The organism is Mycobacterium sp. ACS1612 (genome assembly GCF_001667505.1).
Classification (GTDB): domain Bacteria; phylum Actinomycetota; class Actinomycetes; order Mycobacteriales; family Mycobacteriaceae; genus Mycobacterium.
In genome coordinates this window covers 77394-95867 of the sequence record NZ_LZHZ01000056.1, presented here as the reverse complement: position 1 = coordinate 95867, position 18474 = coordinate 77394, and the positions used below count along the sequence as shown (strand labels likewise).

Annotated in this window: 19 protein-coding genes and 1 tRNA gene; 7 read left to right on the top strand and 13 right to left on the bottom strand. The window is 67.2% G+C overall.

Annotated features, from left to right (window positions below; all coding sequences use genetic code 11):
* Positions 1-235 precede the first annotated feature (235 nt).
* From ptsP to A5724_RS22945, 4 genes are read right to left on the bottom strand one after another with little or no spacing between them, the layout of a single operon-like run.
* Entirely contained in the window at positions 236-2662 is a 2427-nt protein-coding gene (ptsP, locus tag A5724_RS22960; RefSeq protein WP_067807719.1) for a phosphoenolpyruvate--protein phosphotransferase, read from the bottom strand.
* 5 nt (positions 2663-2667) lie between these two features.
* Entirely contained in the window at positions 2668-3300 is a 633-nt protein-coding gene (gene dhaL / locus A5724_RS22955; RefSeq protein WP_067807654.1) for a dihydroxyacetone kinase subunit DhaL, read from the bottom strand.
* Positions 3301-4299: a dihydroxyacetone kinase subunit DhaK gene (gene dhaK / locus A5724_RS22950; RefSeq protein WP_067807650.1), complete on the bottom strand. Its 999-nt coding sequence runs from the start codon at positions 4297-4299 to the stop codon at positions 3301-3303.
* An 11-nt stretch (positions 4300-4310) separates the two neighbouring features.
* On the bottom strand, positions 4311-5072 hold the full coding sequence (locus A5724_RS22945; RefSeq protein WP_067807716.1) for an MIP/aquaporin family protein: 762 nt from the start codon (positions 5070-5072) through the stop codon (positions 4311-4313).
* A 119-nt stretch (positions 5073-5191) separates the two neighbouring features.
* Here A5724_RS22945 and A5724_RS22940 point away from each other — a divergent pair, with 119 nt between their 5' ends.
* Together A5724_RS22940 and A5724_RS22935 are read left to right on the top strand one after the other, a co-directional pair.
* Positions 5192-5938: an IclR family transcriptional regulator gene (locus A5724_RS22940; protein ID WP_067807648.1), complete on the top strand. Its 747-nt coding sequence runs from the start codon at positions 5192-5194 to the stop codon at positions 5936-5938.
* An 18-nt stretch (positions 5939-5956) separates the two neighbouring features.
* Positions 5957-6799: an oxidoreductase gene (locus A5724_RS22935; protein WP_067807645.1), complete on the top strand. Its 843-nt coding sequence runs from the start codon at positions 5957-5959 to the stop codon at positions 6797-6799.
* Between the two features lie 12 nt (positions 6800-6811).
* Here the strand turns inward: A5724_RS22935 and A5724_RS22930 are convergent, their stop codons facing one another.
* The gene (locus tag A5724_RS22930; protein ID WP_197518758.1) at positions 6812-7336 is read right to left on the bottom strand and encodes a YbaK/EbsC family protein; all 525 of its coding nucleotides are present in this window, start codon (positions 7334-7336) and stop codon (positions 6812-6814) included.
* The gene (locus A5724_RS22925) at positions 7333-7527 is read right to left on the bottom strand and encodes a hypothetical protein (RefSeq protein WP_067807641.1); all 195 of its coding nucleotides are present in this window, start codon (positions 7525-7527) and stop codon (positions 7333-7335) included. Before A5724_RS22925 ends, A5724_RS22930 begins: the two co-directional genes overlap by 4 nt.
* Before the next feature lie 19 nt (positions 7528-7546).
* Here A5724_RS22925 and A5724_RS22920 point away from each other — a divergent pair, with 19 nt between their 5' ends.
* Entirely contained in the window at positions 7547-7906 is a 360-nt protein-coding gene (locus A5724_RS22920) for a DUF488 domain-containing protein (protein ID WP_067807638.1), read from the top strand.
* Positions 7907-7916: 10 nt separating this feature from the next.
* On the opposite strand, the gene A5724_RS22915 is transcribed toward A5724_RS22920, so the two are convergent.
* Positions 7917-9335 carry a CYTH and CHAD domain-containing protein gene (locus A5724_RS22915; protein ID WP_067807635.1) on the bottom strand — a complete coding sequence of 473 codons (1419 nt, stop codon included), beginning with the start codon at positions 9333-9335 and terminating at the stop codon, positions 7917-7919.
* A 99-nt stretch (positions 9336-9434) separates the two neighbouring features.
* Between A5724_RS22915 and A5724_RS22910 the strand changes: the two genes are divergently transcribed.
* Positions 9435-10055 carry a GNAT family N-acetyltransferase gene (locus A5724_RS22910; protein WP_067807633.1) on the top strand — a complete coding sequence of 207 codons (621 nt, stop codon included), beginning with the start codon at positions 9435-9437 and terminating at the stop codon, positions 10053-10055.
* Positions 10056-10105: 50 nt separating this feature from the next.
* Here A5724_RS22910 and A5724_RS22905 read toward each other — a convergent pair whose 3' ends face one another.
* The 3 genes from A5724_RS22905 to crcB (A5724_RS22895) are packed head-to-tail and all read right to left on the bottom strand — an operon-like array spanning position 10106 to position 11915.
* The gene (locus A5724_RS22905) at positions 10106-11158 is read right to left on the bottom strand and encodes a DUF190 domain-containing protein (protein ID WP_067807630.1); all 1053 of its coding nucleotides are present in this window, start codon (positions 11156-11158) and stop codon (positions 10106-10108) included.
* Complete coding sequence (gene crcB / locus A5724_RS22900) at positions 11155-11520, bottom strand: fluoride efflux transporter CrcB (RefSeq protein ID WP_067807627.1); 366 nt, start codon at positions 11518-11520, stop codon at positions 11155-11157. Before crcB (A5724_RS22900) ends, A5724_RS22905 begins: the two co-directional genes overlap by 4 nt.
* Entirely contained in the window at positions 11517-11915 is a 399-nt protein-coding gene (gene crcB / locus A5724_RS22895; protein WP_067807625.1) for a fluoride efflux transporter CrcB, read from the bottom strand. The genes crcB (A5724_RS22900) and crcB (A5724_RS22895) overlap by 4 nt, the downstream gene beginning before the upstream one ends.
* A gap of 71 nt (positions 11916-11986) precedes the next feature.
* Here crcB (A5724_RS22895) and pgm point away from each other — a divergent pair, with 71 nt between their 5' ends.
* From pgm to A5724_RS22880, 3 genes are all read left to right on the top strand, one after another.
* Complete coding sequence (gene pgm / locus A5724_RS22890) at positions 11987-13621, top strand: phosphoglucomutase (alpha-D-glucose-1,6-bisphosphate-dependent) (RefSeq protein WP_067807622.1); 1635 nt, start codon at positions 11987-11989, stop codon at positions 13619-13621.
* On the top strand, positions 13618-14877 hold the full coding sequence (locus A5724_RS22885; protein ID WP_067807619.1) for an MFS transporter: 1260 nt from the start codon (positions 13618-13620) through the stop codon (positions 14875-14877). Before pgm ends, A5724_RS22885 begins: the two co-directional genes overlap by 4 nt.
* A gap of 57 nt (positions 14878-14934) precedes the next feature.
* Positions 14935-15007: transfer RNA gene (locus A5724_RS22880), tRNA-Ala, on the top strand.
* Between the two features lie 193 nt (positions 15008-15200).
* On the opposite strand, the gene A5724_RS22875 is transcribed toward A5724_RS22880, so the two are convergent.
* The 3 genes from A5724_RS22875 to A5724_RS22865 all read right to left on the bottom strand — a co-directional run bounded on the left by A5724_RS22875 (position 15201) and on the right by A5724_RS22865 (position 18233).
* On the bottom strand, positions 15201-15758 hold the full coding sequence (locus A5724_RS22875) for a TetR/AcrR family transcriptional regulator (RefSeq protein ID WP_067807616.1): 558 nt from the start codon (positions 15756-15758) through the stop codon (positions 15201-15203).
* A complete protein-coding gene (locus A5724_RS22870) occupies positions 15704-17020 on the bottom strand; it encodes an MFS transporter (RefSeq protein ID WP_067807613.1) in 1317 nt (438 codons plus the stop codon). The genes A5724_RS22875 and A5724_RS22870 overlap by 55 nt, the downstream gene beginning before the upstream one ends.
* Positions 17021-17150: 130 nt before the next feature.
* Positions 17151-18233, bottom strand: a complete 1083-nt coding sequence (locus tag A5724_RS22865) for a dipeptidase (protein ID WP_232004940.1) — start codon at positions 18231-18233, stop codon at positions 17151-17153.
* Positions 18234-18474: the final 241 nt, after the last annotated feature.

Here is an 18474-nt window from a genome sequence, read left to right as displayed (position 1 = left end):
ACCCGCCGAAGTCCTCGACGAACTACTCTCAGAACCACCCAAACCACCCACTGTTGCAATCACCGCGTGAAACCGCCGCGGGTAGCCCACAGCATTTGGCGGGATCCTGACAGGGGGCTCCGCCCGCCCCGCCCCCACCGCTCTGGGCGCCGTGGCTGCCGGTCGTGTGGAACACCGACCTCAACGCATGGGGCGTGTGGTGGAACGGCGATTTCGTGAAACTGCCCTAGCCGTTTCAGCTCAGCTGATCCCTGACCGCCGCGGCGCTGTCGGCCGCCAGCAGCCTGTCCGCCACGCCCTGTGAACTGACGGTGTTCGCGTTGCGGACGGCCTCTTTCGTGCCGGGTATCGCCGGGGGAGTGACGCTCAGCGAGTCGACGCCCAATCCGAGCAGGGGTGCGACGGCTCGCTCATCGGCCGCGAACTCGCCGCAGACCGATACGGACGCGACGCCTGCTGCTCCTTGGCACGTCGCTTTGATGAGGTGCAGCAGGGCGGGATCGAAGGTGTCGCCGATCGACGCCACCGCATCGTTGTTGCGGTCGGCGGCCATAGTGTACTGCGTCAGGTCATTGGTGCCGATGGAGAAGAAGTCGACGTGGGAGGCGAACGCAGCCGCCTTGAGCGCGGCCGCCGGCACCTCGACCATCATCCCGACCTGCAACCCGGTGGGATGTTGACCGCCCGCGTGACGGATCGCCGTGTCCAAAAGTTCACGGACTGAAAACAATTCGTCGAGTGTAGCGATCATCGGGAACATGATGCTGACGGGTGTCTGCCGTGCGACGAGCACCATCGCCAACAGTTGATCGGTTAGCAAGTCCGGATGCGCAAGCGAGAGCCGGATGCCGCGCACTCCGAGATACGGATTCATCTCGGCGGGCGCAGGCAGGAATTCCAACGGCTTGTCACCACCGACATCCAACGTGCGCAACGTGATTCGTCGTCCATCCAGGGATTCGGCGATCTTGCGATAAACGGCCACCTGCTCCTCGACATCCGGCGCGTCCTGCCTGCCAAGGAACAGGAACTCGGTGCGGACAAGGCCGGCGAGATCAGCGCCGTGCGCGGCGGCGGCGCGGGCGTCGTCCACCGAACCCACGTTGGCGCCGACCGCAACCGTGACGCCATTCCGAGTGATCGCGGGTTCGGTGGCACGGGCTTGCGCCTGTTTCTGGCGCTGCGCGAGTACGGTCGCCTTTTCCTGAAACTCCCGCCGGACGTCCGGTGCCGGGTCGACGATGAACTCGCCACGACCGCCGTCGACCGCGACAACTGTGCCGTCGGGGATCGACAAAACCGACGGACCCGCGCCGACGATCACGGGAATGCCTTTGGCCCGCAACAGGATCACGTTGTGGGCATGCGGGCTGCCGAACGCAAGCAGTACCGCGGCCACGCGGGAGGGGTCGAGGTCGGCGGCCTCGGCCGGTGTCAGGTCCGCCGCGACCACCACGCCTGTCGGTCCCGGCGAGTTCTCCGCAGCGCCGATCATCGCCCGCAGCACCTGCTCGCCGACCGCGCGAACGTCGTCGGCCCTGGCCTGCAAGTACGGATCAGGCAGTGCGGTGAACTCGGCGGCCAGTTGCTGGACGGCGGCCGACCATGCCGAGGGCGCGGACGCCCCTTCATCGATTCGCCTACGCGCGCTGTCGAGCAATGCGGTGTCGTCGAGCAGCAGCTGGTGGGCGTCGAAGATGGCCGCCTCAGCCTCGCCGACGTCACGCGCGGTACGGGTGCGTAGTTGGCTGATCGTGCGCCGAACTGATGCGATCGCCTTGCTGACCCGGCGCCACTCGACCGCGGGTTCGTCGGCGGGCGTGTCGGGAATGTCGACGGTTCCGGACCTGGCTGGGTGCGCAGGTCCGATGCCCAACCCGGCGCCGGCACCGACAGGCGCCGAACGCGTCGCCGGCTGGGGGATGGGCGCCGTCGCACTGGGCGCCTCGTCGAAGTCGCGGGCAGCCAACGCCAGGATGTGGTCGAGGGATTCGGCTGCCTGGCTGCCGGAAACGCGTACTTCGACTTCGTCGCCGGACCGCACACCAAGGGTGGCGATCTTCGAAAGGCTGCCCGCGTCAACCCATTCGGAATCGGTCCGGCGATTGCGGATCCGCGCGTGCGCGTCGCGACGGCGCACCTCTTGCACCAGTCGGGCGGCGGGACGGGCGTGCAATCCGTGCGGATTGTTGACGACGAAGGCGCCGACGAGTTCGTCGGCGTCGAGGTGGTTGTCGGGGGCGGCGGTCGGCGCGGACCCGAGGTGGCCGATCTTTCCCGCCAGCGCACCCGCGGCCTCCGCGGCCACCTCGCTGCTGTCCGCGCCGTTGGCCGCCGCCACCGCGGCGACCACCAGGCCCTCCACCAGCGGTGCCGGACAGAGCACCACGCGGTCGCGGATCTCGTCGTCCAGAAGTTCGAGCGCCAACTCGGCCGACAGCACCGCGCTGCCGAGGTCCATCAACACCACCACGCCCGCCCCCTGGTCCGCGGCGTTGATCGCGTCAACGATCTGCGCTGCGTCCGTTCCGAAGGTGGTGTCATCGAGGCCTGCGGCAACAGCGATGCGAATCTGCTTGCCGTGCAGCATTTCCTGAGCCAACGCCACCGCGGCCCTTGCCAGCGCACGACTGTGGGACACGACGACGATCCCGACGGTCACCGCAATCACCCGCCTGTCGCGAAGGCCGAAGCCGCCGCTGCGATCAGCATCGCCGCAGACGTGGCACCAGGATCGACGTGGCCGACGCTGCGCTGACCGAGGTAGCTGGCACGGCCCTTGCGGGCAACCATGGATTCGGTGTCGTCGCGCCCCTTTTCGGCCGCCACGGTGGCATCGGCGAGGGCGACCGCGAGGCTCTCCCCGGATGCCAGTGCCGCGTCGAGCGCGTCCAAGCCGGGCGACAGGGCGTCGAACATCGTCTTGTCGCCGGCTTCCGCGCGGCCGCGCTGCACCACGCCCTCGATACCAGCGCGCAAGGCCTTTGCGAACGTCGTCGCGTCGACACGGTCATCGGTGCCGAGTGCGCCTGCCATGCGCAGGAAGAACGTGCCGTACAGCGGGCCGCTGGCGCCACCGACCGACTTCACCAGGGTCATGCCCACCTGTTTGCACAAAGCGGACATGTCGGAAGGCGCCGCATCGCCGAGGGCCGCCAGCACGGCCGTCATGCCGCGCTGCATGTTGATGCCGTGGTCGGCGTCCCCGATGGCGGCGTCCAAGTCGGTGAGCATCTGCGCGTTTTCGTCGATGACGCGTGCGTACTCACGGATCCATGCGGTGAGCTGAGCCAGGTCCATTCAGCATCCCCTTCGGAGAGCCGGCGTGTTGACAGGGTGGTCCCACAGTCGAAGCAACTCGTCGTCGGCGCGCAGTAGCGTCACCGAACACCCCGCCATGTCGAGGCTGGTGATGTACGGGCCTACCAGTGAGCGGGCGATTCTGACCCCCGCCTTGTCGAGCATCGCGGCGAACTCGGCGTACATGACGTACAACTCGATCAGCGGGGTGGCGCCCATGCTGTTGACGAAGAGGATCACTCCGTCGTCTCCTGCGAAGTCGAGGTCGGCGAGCACCGGGTCGAGCATCAGTTCGGCCACCGCCCGCGCGGACTGCATGGGCATCCGCTGCCGGCCCGGCTCACCGTGAATGCCGATGCCGACCTCGATTTCGGTGTCGGACAGATTGAACGTCGGATGTCCGACCGCCGGCACCGTGCAAGAGGTCAGTGCGACACCCATGCTGCGGGACGCCGCGTTGACGCGCCGTGCCACGTCCGCGACTTCGGGCAGGGTGCGTCCCTGATCCGCTGCGGCACCGGCGATCTTCTCAACCAGCACCGTCGCGCCGACGCCCCGACGCCCCGCGGTGTAGGTGCTGTCCTGCACCGCGACGTCATCGTCGACGACAACCGATTCGACGGTGATGCCCTCCGCGTCGGCCAGTTCGGCGGCCATCTCGAAGTTCATCACGTCGCCGGTGTAGTTCTTCACGATGTGCAACACCCCGGCGCCACCGTCGACGTTCTTGGTGGCCTCGAGCATCTGGTCGGGCACCGGTGAGGTGAAAACCTCACCGGCACAAGCGGCGTCGAGCATGCCTCGGCCGACGAAGCCGCCGTGCAGGGGCTCGTGACCCGACCCACCGCCGGAGATCAGCCCCACCTTGCCGTCGACCGGCGCGTCGCCGCGGTAGACGATCCGGTTGGCGTGGTCGACGCGCAGTTCGGGATGCGCTGCGGCCATCCCGCGCAGGGCCTCGGCGATGACGTCGGTGGGATCATTGATGAGTTTCTTCATGTCCGGGCTCCTCAGGCGGCGGTGGTGGCTTCGGCGGGAACAGCGACAGCGGTCGGTGTGTCGTCGGCCCTGGTCCTGGAGATCGCGACGTAGGCGAACGCGGCGAGCACACCGGCAAGGCATTCGGCCGCGAGGTAGACCGGCAATTGGCTCCACGAGACCGAACCACCTGCGATCTGCTGGACGAGCATGGGGCCGAACGTGCGGGCCGGGTTGATCGACGCGCCGGTGGTGGGTGCCACCGGGATGATCGCCGCGAACACCACCAAACCGATGGCGACACCGGCGAATCCCGCCGAGGCCTTGCGGTGTATCACGCCGAAGACGGTGAACACGAGAATGAACGTACCCACGAATTCGGCGAAGAAGGCCTGTACGGGAGAGACGGTGCCGGAATACGTCGCGACTCCCAGTCCGGCATCGCGGGCGGCCGTGCCGAGAACGCCGAGAATGGCCCCCGCGCCTGCGATCGCCCCGACGACCTGGGCGGCGATGTACGCGGGCACGCGGGACCACGGGAAGTTGCCCGTCGCCGCGAGGCCGAGGGTGACGGCGGGGTTGATGTGGTTCCCGGAGATGTGCCCGAGCGCGTAGATCGTCGCCACCACGACGGTCGCGAACGCGAACGAGATCATGCCGAGGTCGGCCATGGTGAACGGTGCGTCCCCGTTCACGATGATCGTGGCGGGCACCGATCCGACGCCGATGAAGACCAGAAATGCAGTACCGAAGGCCTCGGCCGCGAGTTTCTGGATGAGCGAGGATTCGTCCATGACGTTCTCCGTCCGGTGGTCGACTATCTCGGATAGCATTCGATAATGTCGAATGTGATCTGGACCATACGCTTATGCTTCGGTCATCACAAGAGGTCATTTCGAGGGAAGGTGGACGCATGATCCAGGCGGTGGATCGCGCGCTGCGCATCCTCACGGTGCTGCAAGGCGGCCGTCGGATGAGCCTCGGCGAGATCGCGGCGGCCATCGATCTGGCGCCGTCCACCGTCCACGGGCTGGTGCGCACCTTGCTCGCGCACGGCATGGTGCAGCAGGAACTCGACTCTGGTCGCTACCGGCTCGGGCCGGCCACGCTGCGGCTCGGCAACGTCTACCTGGACACCCTCGAACTGCGCTCACGGGTTGCCATCTGGGCCGAGGGTCTGGCCCGGCGGACAGGCTGCGCGGTGCGCACCGCAGTGCTGCTGTTCGACGAGGTCGTCGTCGTCGCGCATGAGCCGAGGCCGGACGGCACCCGCCAGATGCCCGAGGTCGGCATCGTCATCCCCGCGCACGCCAGCGCATTGGGCAAGGCGCTGTTGGCTTTTCAATCCGACTACAAACCGGACGAGTTGCGCAGCATGACCGGGGAGACCATCACCGACCCTGCGGTGCTGGCCGACCAGTTGGAGCAGATCCGCACATCCGGGATAGCGACCGAGGTCGAAGAGGCCGTGCTGGGTGAATGTGCGGCCGCCGCAGCGGTTTTCGACTCTGCGGCAGAGGCGACAGGCGCCATCGGCCTGGTGGTGCCCGCGGCGCGGTGGCCGCTGGACCCAGAAGCCATCGACGCGCTGCGTGACACCGCCCGCACGGTGTCACGCGAACTCGGATCTCCGGTGTGGCCGCCACGCCGGTCCTGTTGATCAACGGAAAGAGGTGCCATGAGCGTTTGGTTTGTCACCGGTGCGAACCGCGGTTTCGGGGCGGAGATCGTCGAGAAGGCCCTTGCCGCAGGGCATTCGGTCGTCGCGACCGCGCGCGACCCAGCAAGCGTCACCACAAGGTTCCCCGATGCTGGTGACCGGTTGCTGCCCGTGGCGCTCGACGTGCTCGACGAGGCACAGGCGGCCGCGGCGGTCGATGCGGCAGTACAGCGGTTCGGCCGCATCGATGTGGTGGTCAACAACGCGGGCCGCGGCCTGTTGTCGGCGGTCGAGGAGGCTGGTGACGCCGCAGCGCGAGCGGTGTTCGACACCAACGTCTTCGGCATCCTCAATGTGCTGCGCGCGGTCCTTCCGACGCTGCGGGCACAACGGTCGGGCCGCATCGTCAATCTGTCCTCGATCGGCGGATTCAGGGCGTCGGCAGGCTGGGGCATCTACTGCGCGACGAAGTTCGCGGTGGAGGCCATCTCTGAAGCGCTTGCGGGCGAAGTGGGTCCGCTCGGTATCGACGTAATCATCGTCGAGCCCGGCTACTTCCGCACCGACTTCCTCGACGCGTCGAGTCTGGACACGGAGGGCACGGTCATCGACGACTACGCCGACACCGCCGGTACGGTCAGGCAGCACGCCGCCGACGCGAACCACGCGCAGCCGGGCGACCCGGTGAAGGCGGCCGCCGCGATCGTGGAGATCGCGTCGGTCGAGCGACCGCCACTGCGTATTCAGTTGGGTCGCGATTCGTTCGGCGCCGTCGCGGAGAAGCTGCAGTTCGTCGCCGAGGAGCAGAAGGCGTGGCGTGAGTTGGCGGTCTCGACCGATCACGACGACGTCGCCGTCTGACTCCTCGCGAAACTAGGCCTTGGTGATGTCCAGCACCTCGGCGTTCGGCAGCGCCGCCAGCACGCTGGTGTACACGAGCAGCTTCGAACCGCGAATGCCGCTGCCGATGATCACCTGCTGTTGATCGACGACGTTGGTGTCGACCAGTACCGGCCAGTCCGCAGGCAACCCGACGGGCGTGATGCCGCCGTACTCCATGCCGGTGTGGGCCACGGCGTCATCCATCGACGCGAATGAGATCTTGCGTGCCCCAAGGTGTTTGCGAACGACGCCGTTGACGTCGGCGCGGGTGGTCGCGAGCACGAGACAAGCTGCATACCAGGTCCGGTCCGCGCGTCGCGCCTCAACGACGACGCAGTTGGCCGAGACGTCCATGCCGATGTCGTAGTGCTCGCAGAACGCCGCGGTGTCGGCCAGGTCGGGGTCGATGGCACTGACCCACAGCCCGTCCCGCACATGTGGCCGCACCGCGTCGGCGACGAGGTCGGGCGCCTCACCGGCCGCGACGAAGTCCAGCTTCCCGAGAGTCACCGTCATTCCGCGCTGCTCCACCGGTCGCCGATGAAGGCCAGCAGCGCGGGATCGTCGGAGGTGAACCGGTCGACCTCCTCGCCGCCATCACAGCGCAACAGCCCGACGGTGATGCGGTCGTCAGTGCGGGTTATGACCTGCCACACGGCGCCGGAGTCCTGCCAGCGCTGCAGTTCCGCGGTCCGATCGATGTTCATGGTCCTACGATTCCACGTCATGAGTGCCTCTCGCCGCATCAGGGTCGCGCGGGTGTACGACGCCGCCGGACCAGGCGATGGTGAGCGCGTCCTTGTCGACCGGCTGTGGCCGCGCGGTTTCCGCAAGGACGATCCGCGGGTCGGCCGGTGGATACCGAAGGTTGCGCCATCCACCGAACTGCGCAAGTGGTACGCCCACGACGCGGCACGGTTCGACGACTTCGCAGCCCGCTACCAAGCCGAGTTGGCGACGGGAGAGGGCGCCGCAGCGCTGGCGGAACTGCGCGACGTGGCGCGAACCGGACCGGTCACGCTGGTCACCGCCACCCGCGACCTCGAGCTCAGCCACCTCGCGGTTCTGGCGCGGCTCCTGTCGTAGGCGTCCGGCGTCAGCCGATCAGTTTGCGCACCCGCTTGCGGGCCGCCTCGGCGGCCTGCTGCTCGCGGGCATAGAGCAGACCGTAGGTGAATCCGTTCTCGCCGGCTGTCGTGCCCGCCGTGAGCGCAAGCCGGCGCAGCGTCTCGGTGGCGACGACGCCATCCTGATGATCACCGAGTACCCGCTGAAACCGCTTGTAGTGCTTTGCTGTTGACGTCGCGTCCTTCACCACGGGTGCCCGTAGCTCGGCGGCATACCGGGCGCGCTTGGCGGCCTTGCGGGCCCGGTGCAGCAGCGCGTCGTCGCCCGACTCGACGGCCTCGGCCAGTCGCCGATCGGCCTTGCGCTCGGCGCGGCGGGCCCGCTTGTTCACCGCCGCGAGGCTCGGCGCTGCGCGAAGCGGCGGCTCGTTGCGCCACCGCTGCAGCGTCGCGAGCAGGTCCAGGTAGCGCTGCGAGTCCATCGCCTCGGCGACTACGTTCCGCGACTTCAGCTGGTGGGACTGCAGATCGGTGTTGATCCGGTTGGCCACCGGCCCGAGCACGAGTTCGGCAGGCAACTCCGCCAACGCCTTTGCGAATCGGCGGCGTTGCACCTGGCAGTCGCGGACCTCGCCGAGCAGCCCGGCGAACCACTTGAGCTCATCCTCGGCGTCGGCGATCGCGTTCTGGTCGAGGAGCTTGCCGAACACGCGCAACGTGCTGCGCAGCCGGCGGATCGCCACCCTGGTGTCGTGGATCGGGTCGCTGCCGCGCCGCAGCGCGAGATCACCGTCGAAGATCGCGTCGATCTGCGCGTTCAGATACGCCGTGACTACACGTCCCGCGGTGCTGCGGACGACAGGCGCGGGGCGCGTCGTCTGCACCACGCGTGCGAGTTTCGACGGGTGCCGAGATGGTTGAGCTCCCGCGTCGGCCAACCGCTTCGTCAACCGGCGGGGAAACGAGCGCGCGCCGGGGCCCAACTCGACTTCGATCTCGCGCCACGCCAACAACCGAGGGCCGACAGAGGCCAGCACGTTGTCATCGGCCACTTCGGCGCACAGCCGATGCCTGCGGGCATCGGTGATCCGATACCGATCCCGAGTGGTCCGGATCGTCGCCACGTTCACCAACGGCTTACCCAGCCGCATCCCGGTCAGCGCATCGGTCAACTCGGTCGGCGGCGTGTCCGACAGCGCGGCGCGAATCTCGACTCGGCCGTCCGCGTCGGGCACCTTGAGCTGCCATCCGGTGTCGTCGTCGCCGTCACGCCGCCGCAGCAGCACACCGTGGGCCTGCAGGTCGCCGTCGGCCGTGTCGTAGTAGGCGCTGGCCAGGGTGATTGTGCTGCGTTCGACCTGAGTGCCTCCGATGATGTCGTCGATGCGGGGCAGAGCGAAATCCTCGTCGACGTCCCATTTGAGTTCGCGTTCGAGCACTTCGTCCATGGGGATGGTCTTCCCGGGTCACGACCCCGTCGAAACATCATCCACCCGGCTAGAGGGACGTGACCCTAGCCTTATTTCCTGCGGTAGCCTCCGCTGCAAATGACTGATATCGACGAGGCGCCCGCCCCCGTTCTGCCGCGCGAGCTCACCGACATTTCCGACGACGTCCGCGCGGTCGGCGCTCCGCCGGCGCCGATGTTGGCACCTCCGTACGCCATCCGCGAAGCGCATCCCGACACCGACGCCACCATGGTCTCGGAATGGATGAACCGCCCGCATCTGGTGGAGGCGTGGGAGTACGACTGGCCACCGGCGCGCTGGCACCGCCATCTGCGCGCGCAACTCGACGGCGAATATTCCCGACCGTTCATCAGCAGCTTCCGCGGTATGCCGTTCGCCTACATCGAGTTGTACCGGGCGGCGAAGGATTCCATCGCCGTTCGCTACGACGCCGATCCGCATGACATCGGCGTGCATGCGGCGATCGCCGACCTGCGGTTCGTCAACCGTGGTATCGCGTCGATCCTGTTGCCGTGCCTGGTTGCCAACATTTTCGAACTTGAAGCGCGTTGCGAGCGAATCATGTTCGATCCCGACCATCGAAACGCCGGGGCACGGGCCGTTTGCGAGTACGCGGGCTGCACGTTCCTCGGTGAGCACGACATGGCCAACCGCCGGATGGCGCTCTACGCGCTGCCGCGAGTCACGGCACCTGATTGAACTCCGCGTAGCCATGGCGATGCCGTCGAGGGCATAGCGCAGCATGACGATCAGTAGTGGTAATTCGCCAGCGTCGTCGCGCCCCGGCGCTCGCCGTCGTCGACCGAAACCAACGCGGGCACCAGTTCGCAGGTGACCAATCCATGCCGTTCGGTCAGGCCGTCGATGACGTCGAAGCTCGCGGCGATGCGCTCTGGACTGTCGACGACGATCGTCGTCACCGGCACCTGCCTTGTCAGCTGAATCATCTTGTCGCCGTGGGGTTGATGGTCACCGTGAAATCCCCAGATGCCGCGCAGTACGGTGGTGCCGGTGGCGACTTTGGTGTCGAACAGGCGCTGCACGATGGCGCGGTGGATCGGTACGCCGTCGTGCAGCGTGGCCTCCGACGTGTGCACCATCAGCTTCTGCCACAGAGGGTGCCCGTTGTCGTCGGTGGCGGGCAGCGCAGCCGGACGCGCGAGAAGCAGGCCGTCGCGTTTGCAGAGTTGCACACGTTCCAGCGTCACCAAAGGACTTCGCAGCGCAGTCTCGATCTCGGGGATAGCGGCGGTGGCCTGTGCGCCGGTGCCGACCGCGATGATCATCACGGGGACGTCGGCGTTGCGACTGAAGAACTTCGCGCGCTGCCGCTGGCCGCCTCTGGTGCCGTCGACGCCGAGAAGCACTGCGGCACCGGCGAAGCCGTGCCGGTAAAGGACACCGCAAACGGCTTGGTGTGCAGGTTGTCCCGACACTCGGTCCTGCCGCCCGATGTAGGCGGTGAGCTTGACGGTGCCCGGTGGTTCGGCACCGATCAGGCGCGCGCGCTCGAGGGTGACGAGTCCGCGCGGGGTCATCGCCACGGCACGGTCGGCGAGCGCGGCGATGGCCTCGGTGCGGTCGATCGCCGCGATGGCGATCGGGGAATCCTCCGACGCGCTCAGCGTCTGGTCGCTGCGCAGTTCGTGACGCGGGCCGAAGCTGGCGATGCCGCGCAGCACGATGCTGGTGTGTACGGCGTTCTGCCCGAAGAGGTCGAGCAGGGCGTCGGCCAGAAACTGGTCGCCGCTGCGCAGCCGCTCGGCGAAGTAGGCGGTCAACTTGAGGTAGCCGTTGCTCACAGCCGGCCTCCGATCGTGATGCCCAGCCAGGCCGCGACCAGGCCCACCACAACGCTGACGACGATGTTGGCGACCGCGGGGCGCAGTTGGCGTTCCTCGGCCAGTCGCTGCGTCTCGAGCATCCACGTCGAGAACGTGGTGTAGGCGCCGACGAACCCGGTGCCGACCACCAGCGCGAGGTTCGGGCTAAGCGCGAGCCCCGACAACAGGCCCAGCAGCAGGGCGCCGCTGATGTTGACGACAAAGGTGCCATAGGGGAACGATCCGCCGATCCGGCTGGCAACCGTGCGGTCGACGACGAACCGCAGCACCGCGCCGATGCCGCCGATCAGCGCGACGCCCGTCCACACCAGTGCCGTCATGCGCGGATCCTGGCGCGGCGGACCAGCGCGGTGGCGAGATACAGCGCGAGCAGTCCGGTGACGATGCTCGCGACGGTGTAGCCGACGGCGAGGCCGTAGCGGTGTTGCTCGAGCATCTTGACGAGTTCGACATGCATCGTCGAGAACGTGGTCAGGCCGCCGCACACCCCGGTGCCGAGAAGCGGTCGGCGATAGCTCGACAGCGGCAGCCGTTCGAGCAACCGGGTGGTGAAGTAACCCAACAGGAATGCGCCGACGATGTTCACGAGGAACGTCGCCCACGGCCAGTGGCCCGGCTCGGCCCCGGCGACCGTCTCGAGTGCCGCGCGGGCGAGTGTGCCAACGGCGCCACCGGCGAAGACCGCGGCCAACTCGCGGCGGTCGAAACTGATCATGGGCCAATGTATCGCCGCCGAGCATCCGCTCCGGCGTACGACCCGGCGTCGACAGGAGCAGAATCGGGGGCATGGCTGTGAACCCACGTGCCGGTCAGCCGGCGCAACCAGAAGACCTCATTGACATCGCCCAGGTGGTGACGGCCTACTACGCCGTCGAACCCGATCCGGACAACGTCGAACAACAGGTGGTGTTCGGCACGTCCGGGCACCGCGGGTCCAGTCTCGATGCGGCGTTCAACGAGGCGCACATCGTGGCCACCACGCAGGCCATCGTGGAGTACCGGGCAGCGCAGGGCACCACCGGGCCGCTGTTCATCGGCCGCGACACCCATGCGCTGTCCGAGCCGGCGTGGACGTCGGCATTAGAGGTGTTGGCCGCCAATGACGTTGTGGCGATGATTGATTCGGCGGACCGGTATACCCCGACGCCCGCGGTCAGCCACGCGATCCTGACGTTCAACCGGGACCGCGATGGTGATCTGGCCGACGGCATCGTGGTCACTCCGTCGCACAACCCGCCGCGCGACGGCGGTTTCAAATACAACCCACCCAATGGTGGGCCCGCCGACACGGACGCGACCGGTGTCATCGCGAAGCGCGCCAACGAGATTCTGCGCGACGGGCTCAAGGGCGTGAAGCGGGTGCCGCTTGCCAGGGCGCTGCAGACCGCGCAGCGGCACGACTACCTCGACGCGTACGTGGCGGACCTGCCGAGCGTGGTCGATCTGCACGCGATCAGCGCGGAGGGCATTCGCATCGGGGCCGACCCGCTGGGTGGAGCCAGCGTCGACTACTGGGGTGCGATCGCCGAGCGGCACAACCTGGCTTTGACGGTGGTGAACCCGCTTGTCGATGCGACGTGGCGGTTCATGACGCTCGACACCGACGGCAAGATCCGAATGGACTGCAGCTCACCGAATGCAATGGCGTCGCTGATCGCCAACCGCGAAAGCTATCAAATCGCCACCGGCAACGACGCCGACTCCGACCGGCACGGCATCGTCACACCCGACGGCGGACTGCTCAACCCGAACCACTACCTGGCGGTGGCCATCGACTACCTGTACACCAACAGGCCGGAGTGGCCGGCGGCGACGGCGGTGGGCAAGACCGCGGTCAGCTCGTCGATCATCGATCGGGTGGTCGCGGGGCTGGGCCGCAAGCTGGTCGAAGTGCCGGTCGGGTTCAAGTGGTTCGTCGACGGATTGATCAGCGGCACAATCGGTTTCGGTGGCGAAGAGAGTGCGGGGGCGTCGTTCCTGCGCCGCGACGGGTCGACGTGGACCACCGACAAGGACGGCATCATCCTGGCGCTGCTGGCCTCGGAGATCCTCGCGGTGACGGGGCAGACGCCGTCTCAGCGATACGCGGAGCTGGCCGAAAAGTACGGCGCGCCAACGTATGCCCGTATCGACGCGCCCGCCGATCGGGAGCAGAAGGCGCGGCTGGCGAAGCTGTCGTCCGAGCAGGTGACCGCGACGGAGTTGGCGGGTGAGGAGATCACCGCGAAGCTGACGACCGCGCCGGGTAACGGCGCGGCGCTGGGCGGCCTGAAGGTGACGACGGAGAACGCGTGGTTCGCGGCGCGGCCGTCGGGCACCGAGGACGTCTACAAGATCTACGCGGAGTCGTTCAAGGGCCCCGAGCATCTGGCGGAGGTGCAGGAAGCGGCGAAGGAAGTGGTGAATAAAGTCATAGCGTGAGTGTTGCGGAGGGTGAGTGTTCGGCTGAGGTCAAGCCGAAGCTGCCCGGCGAAGTCTGGGTGCTGATCACCGCCAATGTGGTGGTCGCCCTCGGCTACGGCGTCGTCTCGCCGGTGCTCCCGCAGTATGCCCGCGACTTCGGGGTGAGCATCAGCGCCGCCACCTTCGTGATCACCGCGTTCTCGCTGATGCGGTTGGTGTCCGCGCCGGCCAGCGGCCTGTTCGTCCAGAAGATCGGAGAGCGCCGCGTCTACGTGACCGGACTGCTGATCGTCGCGGTGTCGACCGGTGCGTGCGCGTTCGCCCAGACGTACTGGCAGCTGCTGTTGTTCCGATCGCTGGGTGGCTTCGGGTCGGCGATGTTCACGGTGTCCTCGCTGGGGCTGATGATCAGGATCTCGCCGCCCGACGCGCGCGGCAGGGTGGCGGGATTGTTCTCGAGCGCATTTCTGGTCGGCTCGGTGGGCGGTCCGGTGCTGGGCAGCCTGACCGCAGGCCTCGGTCTGTCGGCGCCGTTCGCGATCTATGGCGTGGCGCTGCTGATCGCCGCGGCCGTGGTGTTCTTCTATCTCCGGCATTCGACGTTGGCGGCACCGGCTCAGGACGCCGAGGATCCGGTCACGTTGCGAATGGCGTTGCGCAACAGGGCGTATTGGTCGGCGTTGTTCTCCAACTTCGCGACGGGCTGGTCGGTGTTCGGCTTGCGGATCGCGCTGGTGCCGCTGTTTGTCACCGAGTTGTTGCACCGGGGCCCGCGGGTTGCTGGGTTGGCGTTGGCGACGTTCGCGGTCGGCAACGTCGCCGCGGTGATCCCGAGCGGTTATCTGTCGGATCGGATCGGGCGTCGCACGCTGTTGATCGTGGGGCTGTCGGTATCCGGGGTGGCGACGATGGCGGTCGGGCTGGCGTCGTCGCTGACGCTGTTCCTCGCGGGCGCGCTGGTGGCAGGCGCGGCCGCGGGCATGTTCACGTCGCCGCAGCAGGCCGCCGTCGCCGACATCATCGGCAGTAAGGCCAGGGGAGGGACGGCCGTCGCGACGTACCAGATGATGGCCGACGCCGGCGCGATCGTCGGATCGCTCGCGGTCGGGGAGATCGCCCAGCACGTCTCGTTCGGCACCGCGTTCGTGATCAGCGGCGGGATTCTGCTGGTCGCGGCCCTCGGCTGGGTGCTGGCGCCGGAGACCCGGTTGCGGCCCACCGAGCACACCCCCGCCCGCGCGCTCGGCCCTGAGGTGGGTGGCGAACTGCCGTGACCGGCCGTTTTGAATGCGTACCCGCAGGTGGTGTAACTTCGATGAGCACAACTTCACGGGGCTATGGCGCAGCTGGTAGCGCACCACACTGGCAGTGTGGGGGTCAGGGGTTCGAGTCCCCTTAGCTCCACTTAATTTTTGCAGGTCCGGGCCGCCTTTCGGAGCCGCAGCTGAGCAAAGCATCAGGCCAGCGATTCCAATCGCAAGCCCGCTCGGAGTCGAGGCTTATACGTAATGTCTACGTCGCTGCCAAGCCGGTGAGGCCTGCTGCGACAGAGGAACTCGCGACAACATGATTGGGTGGACGCGATTGGTACGGTCCGTCATTCCTCGAGGCTGTCCCGGCCCTCGGCGTAGTCGACCAGCGCGGCACTGATCCGCTTGTTGAGTTCGGGATCGCGAAAGGCCTTGACGAACATGGCGTTCCACCACAGGCCGTCGGCTGCAAGCCGGGCGATCTGCGCGCGTACCGGGTAACGGTCCACCCCCGGCTCCGGCCACATCCACGCCTCGAACGCTTCCGCGATCGGCCCCTGCATCTCCGGTTCGGTGCTGGCAGCCAGAATGACCGACCATCGGCGCAGCACTCGGTCGGCGTCGGCGGTGGTCAGGTTGTGACAGGTAGATGCGATGTATGCGCGGGTGTACGAGCCGGGTTTGCCGTCGTCCCACTGGGCGTAGTTGCTGTTCGTGTCGTCGACCAGCCGCTCCACCAGCCCTCGAACGAGCTGACTCTTGTTCGAGAAGTGGTACAGCAGGCCACCTTTGGACACACCGGCCTCATCGGCGACGGCCTGCAGGGTCAATGCCTGCGGGCCGCCTCGAGTCAGCACTTGCTCGGCGGCGTCCAACAGTTGGTCGCGTCGGTCCCCTCGTGGCACTGAGCACTCTCGTCGTCTGCCTCGCCAGAGGCGTGGATATCCGATGTGTCGCGGTCAACATTAACCCGCGTCAACGTTCGTAACGGGGCGATCGTCACCGTCGACTTTTCCGGGAAGAATCCGCGGACCGGACCGGCCAACCGCGCGACTAGCGGGCTGACCGCCGCGCCGACGGCCAGTGCAGTCGCCACGACATACGATCCGCCTGGTCCCCATGCGTCGTTGAGAGCACCCGACAGCGCTGTGCCGGCCGCGCCGCCAGCCAGCGCACCTGTGTTGAGCCACCCAAAGGCTTCGGCGGCAACGTTTTCAGCGACCCCGCGAGAGACGGCGTGGTACAGGACTGCCATCGCAGGCGCGAAGCCGAATCCAGCGGCGAACAGCGCCAGGAATTGCAGAGGGCCGGTGACGAGGCCCGTCAGTGCTGTCCCCGCCATGACGACAGCCATCGTCGCCACCAACGCCCCGAGACCGAGTCGGCGGTGGCCGAGTAGCAGGCCGCCGATCAGTGAGCCAACGCTCGACACTGAGATCGCCACACCGGCCATTGAGTGCCCCAGTTGAGCGACCACTCCGACCTCCATCGCCATGAACGACGCGACCAGAGCAAGGTTGGCGACAAAGGCGAGAAGAACCTCCTGGCGCGCCAATACCCGACCGAATGACGAAGTGTTACGGGCGATCCGGGGCTGTCCCTCTTGCAGACTCAGCACAAAAGCGATGGATCCGGTCAGCGTGATACCCGCCGCCGCGAGCAGCGGCACGGCAGTGGAGATCAGTGAGGTCAACACGGTCACCACGACGGGGCCGGCAACCCAGATCAGTTCTTGTGCGGTGGTATCGAACGCGAACAACGCACGCACCGTGTCAGCCGGGACCATCCGCGGGTACAGAGCGCGCACTACGGGCATCAACGGTGGGATCGTCGCTCCCACAAGGGTTCCCAGTGCAGCCAGCAAGACCAGATGTGCGGGAGCGAGCGCCAACGCTAGGAAACCGACACTATTCATCGTCGCGGCCGACAACACCACGGGTGTCACACCGAATCTCCCAGTGAGCCGGGCGCTCACAGGCATCGCGACCGCCTCGGCAAGACTGACACATGCGACGACGAGACCGGCCTGCCCGTATGACCCGGTCTTCTGCGAAAGGTGCATGAGGATGGCCAGCGACAGCATTCCGAGCGGCAGTCGCGCGAACAGCTGAGACGCGGTCACCCGGAACAAGCCAGGCGTTCGGAGCAACCGCAAGTAAGTGCCCACGGACCCTCCTTGGTTGGGCGAAGAACAGATCCAGTGAGCCTCGTGTCAGACGAGTGCCGCACATCGATGACCGCGTTACTGTACCGTCCGGACGGTACAGTAACCAACTCGTTAAACGGGCCGTCCGGACTCAGCCCCAGGCGACGTCCTCCGCCGCTCTGAGGACGCGCAGGATGTTCTCGCCGGCGAGCTTGGCCAGGTCGGCATCAGACCATCCACGGTCGGCCAGGGCGTCGAGCAGCCGCGGGTACCCCGACACGTCCTCGAGACCCTCGGGCATTGCCTCGCCCCCCATGTAGTCACCCCCGATGCCGACATGGTCGATGCCTGCGACTTCACGCACGTGCTCGATGTGCGTCACGACCTCGGCCAGGGTGGCGACCGGCGGCGGTGACTGGTCGGCCAGCCTTGCCATCAGTTCGTCGTACGCCGGATCGCTCTTCTCGATCCCGCGGCGTCGGGCCTCGGCCTTCGCATCCGCGTGCCACCGGGCCACTGCCGGTGAGATGAACGCAGGCAGGAACGTCACCATGCAGACACCGTCGTTCTCCGCCAGCGCCGCCAACACATCGTCGGGCACGTTGCGGGGGTGGTCGCAGACCGCACGCGCGGAGGAGTGGCTGAAGATCGCCGGGGCGGCCGTCACCCGCAACGCGTGCCGCATCACGTCGGCCGACACATGCGAGAGATCGACGAGCATGCCGAGGCGGTTCATCTCGCGGACGACGTCCTCACCGAACGCCGACAATCCGCCCAGCGCCGGGACATCGGTCGCCGAGTCGGCCCACGGCACGTTCCTGTTGTGGGTCAGCGTCAGGTACCGCACGCCCAACGCGCGCATCATGCGCAGGACCGCCAATGATCCGTCGATGCAGTGGCCACCCTCCATGCCCAGCAGTGATGCGATCCGGTCGCCGGAGGACTCGACGTCATCGGCACTCGTCGCCAGCACCAGCCGGTCGGGATAGCGGGCCACCAGGCGTCGAACGAGGTCGATCTGCTCCAGCGTGGCGCACACCGCCGCGGGGCCGACGTACAGCTCCGGGGACACGTACACCGACCAGAACTGCCCGGCTACGCGGCCGGCGGCCAGCCGCTTCAGGTCGGTGTGCAGATCCGGCACCGAGGTCAGGTCGACGGCGTCCAGGTCGGCGCCGTAGTGCTGGCGCATCGCCCAAGCAAGGTCATTGTGACCATCGATCAACATCACCATCGAGTCTCCCCAAGCCGCCGCAGCGAATCACGGTTGCGGGCACGATCCGATCGCAGGCGCGGCGGCGTCCATGCATTGGCACCTAGACCAACTAACGGCACCACGTCGTGAACTTTCGCCGAACCCCTTGCATCAAGCGCGAATAACGAATGATCGGTCCTTTCCGGCCGTCGCACGAGATTGCTGGTTCGGAAGGCGATCGCGCGCCGTCTGGTGGAGCGCCGGGGGCGCCGTCGTAACC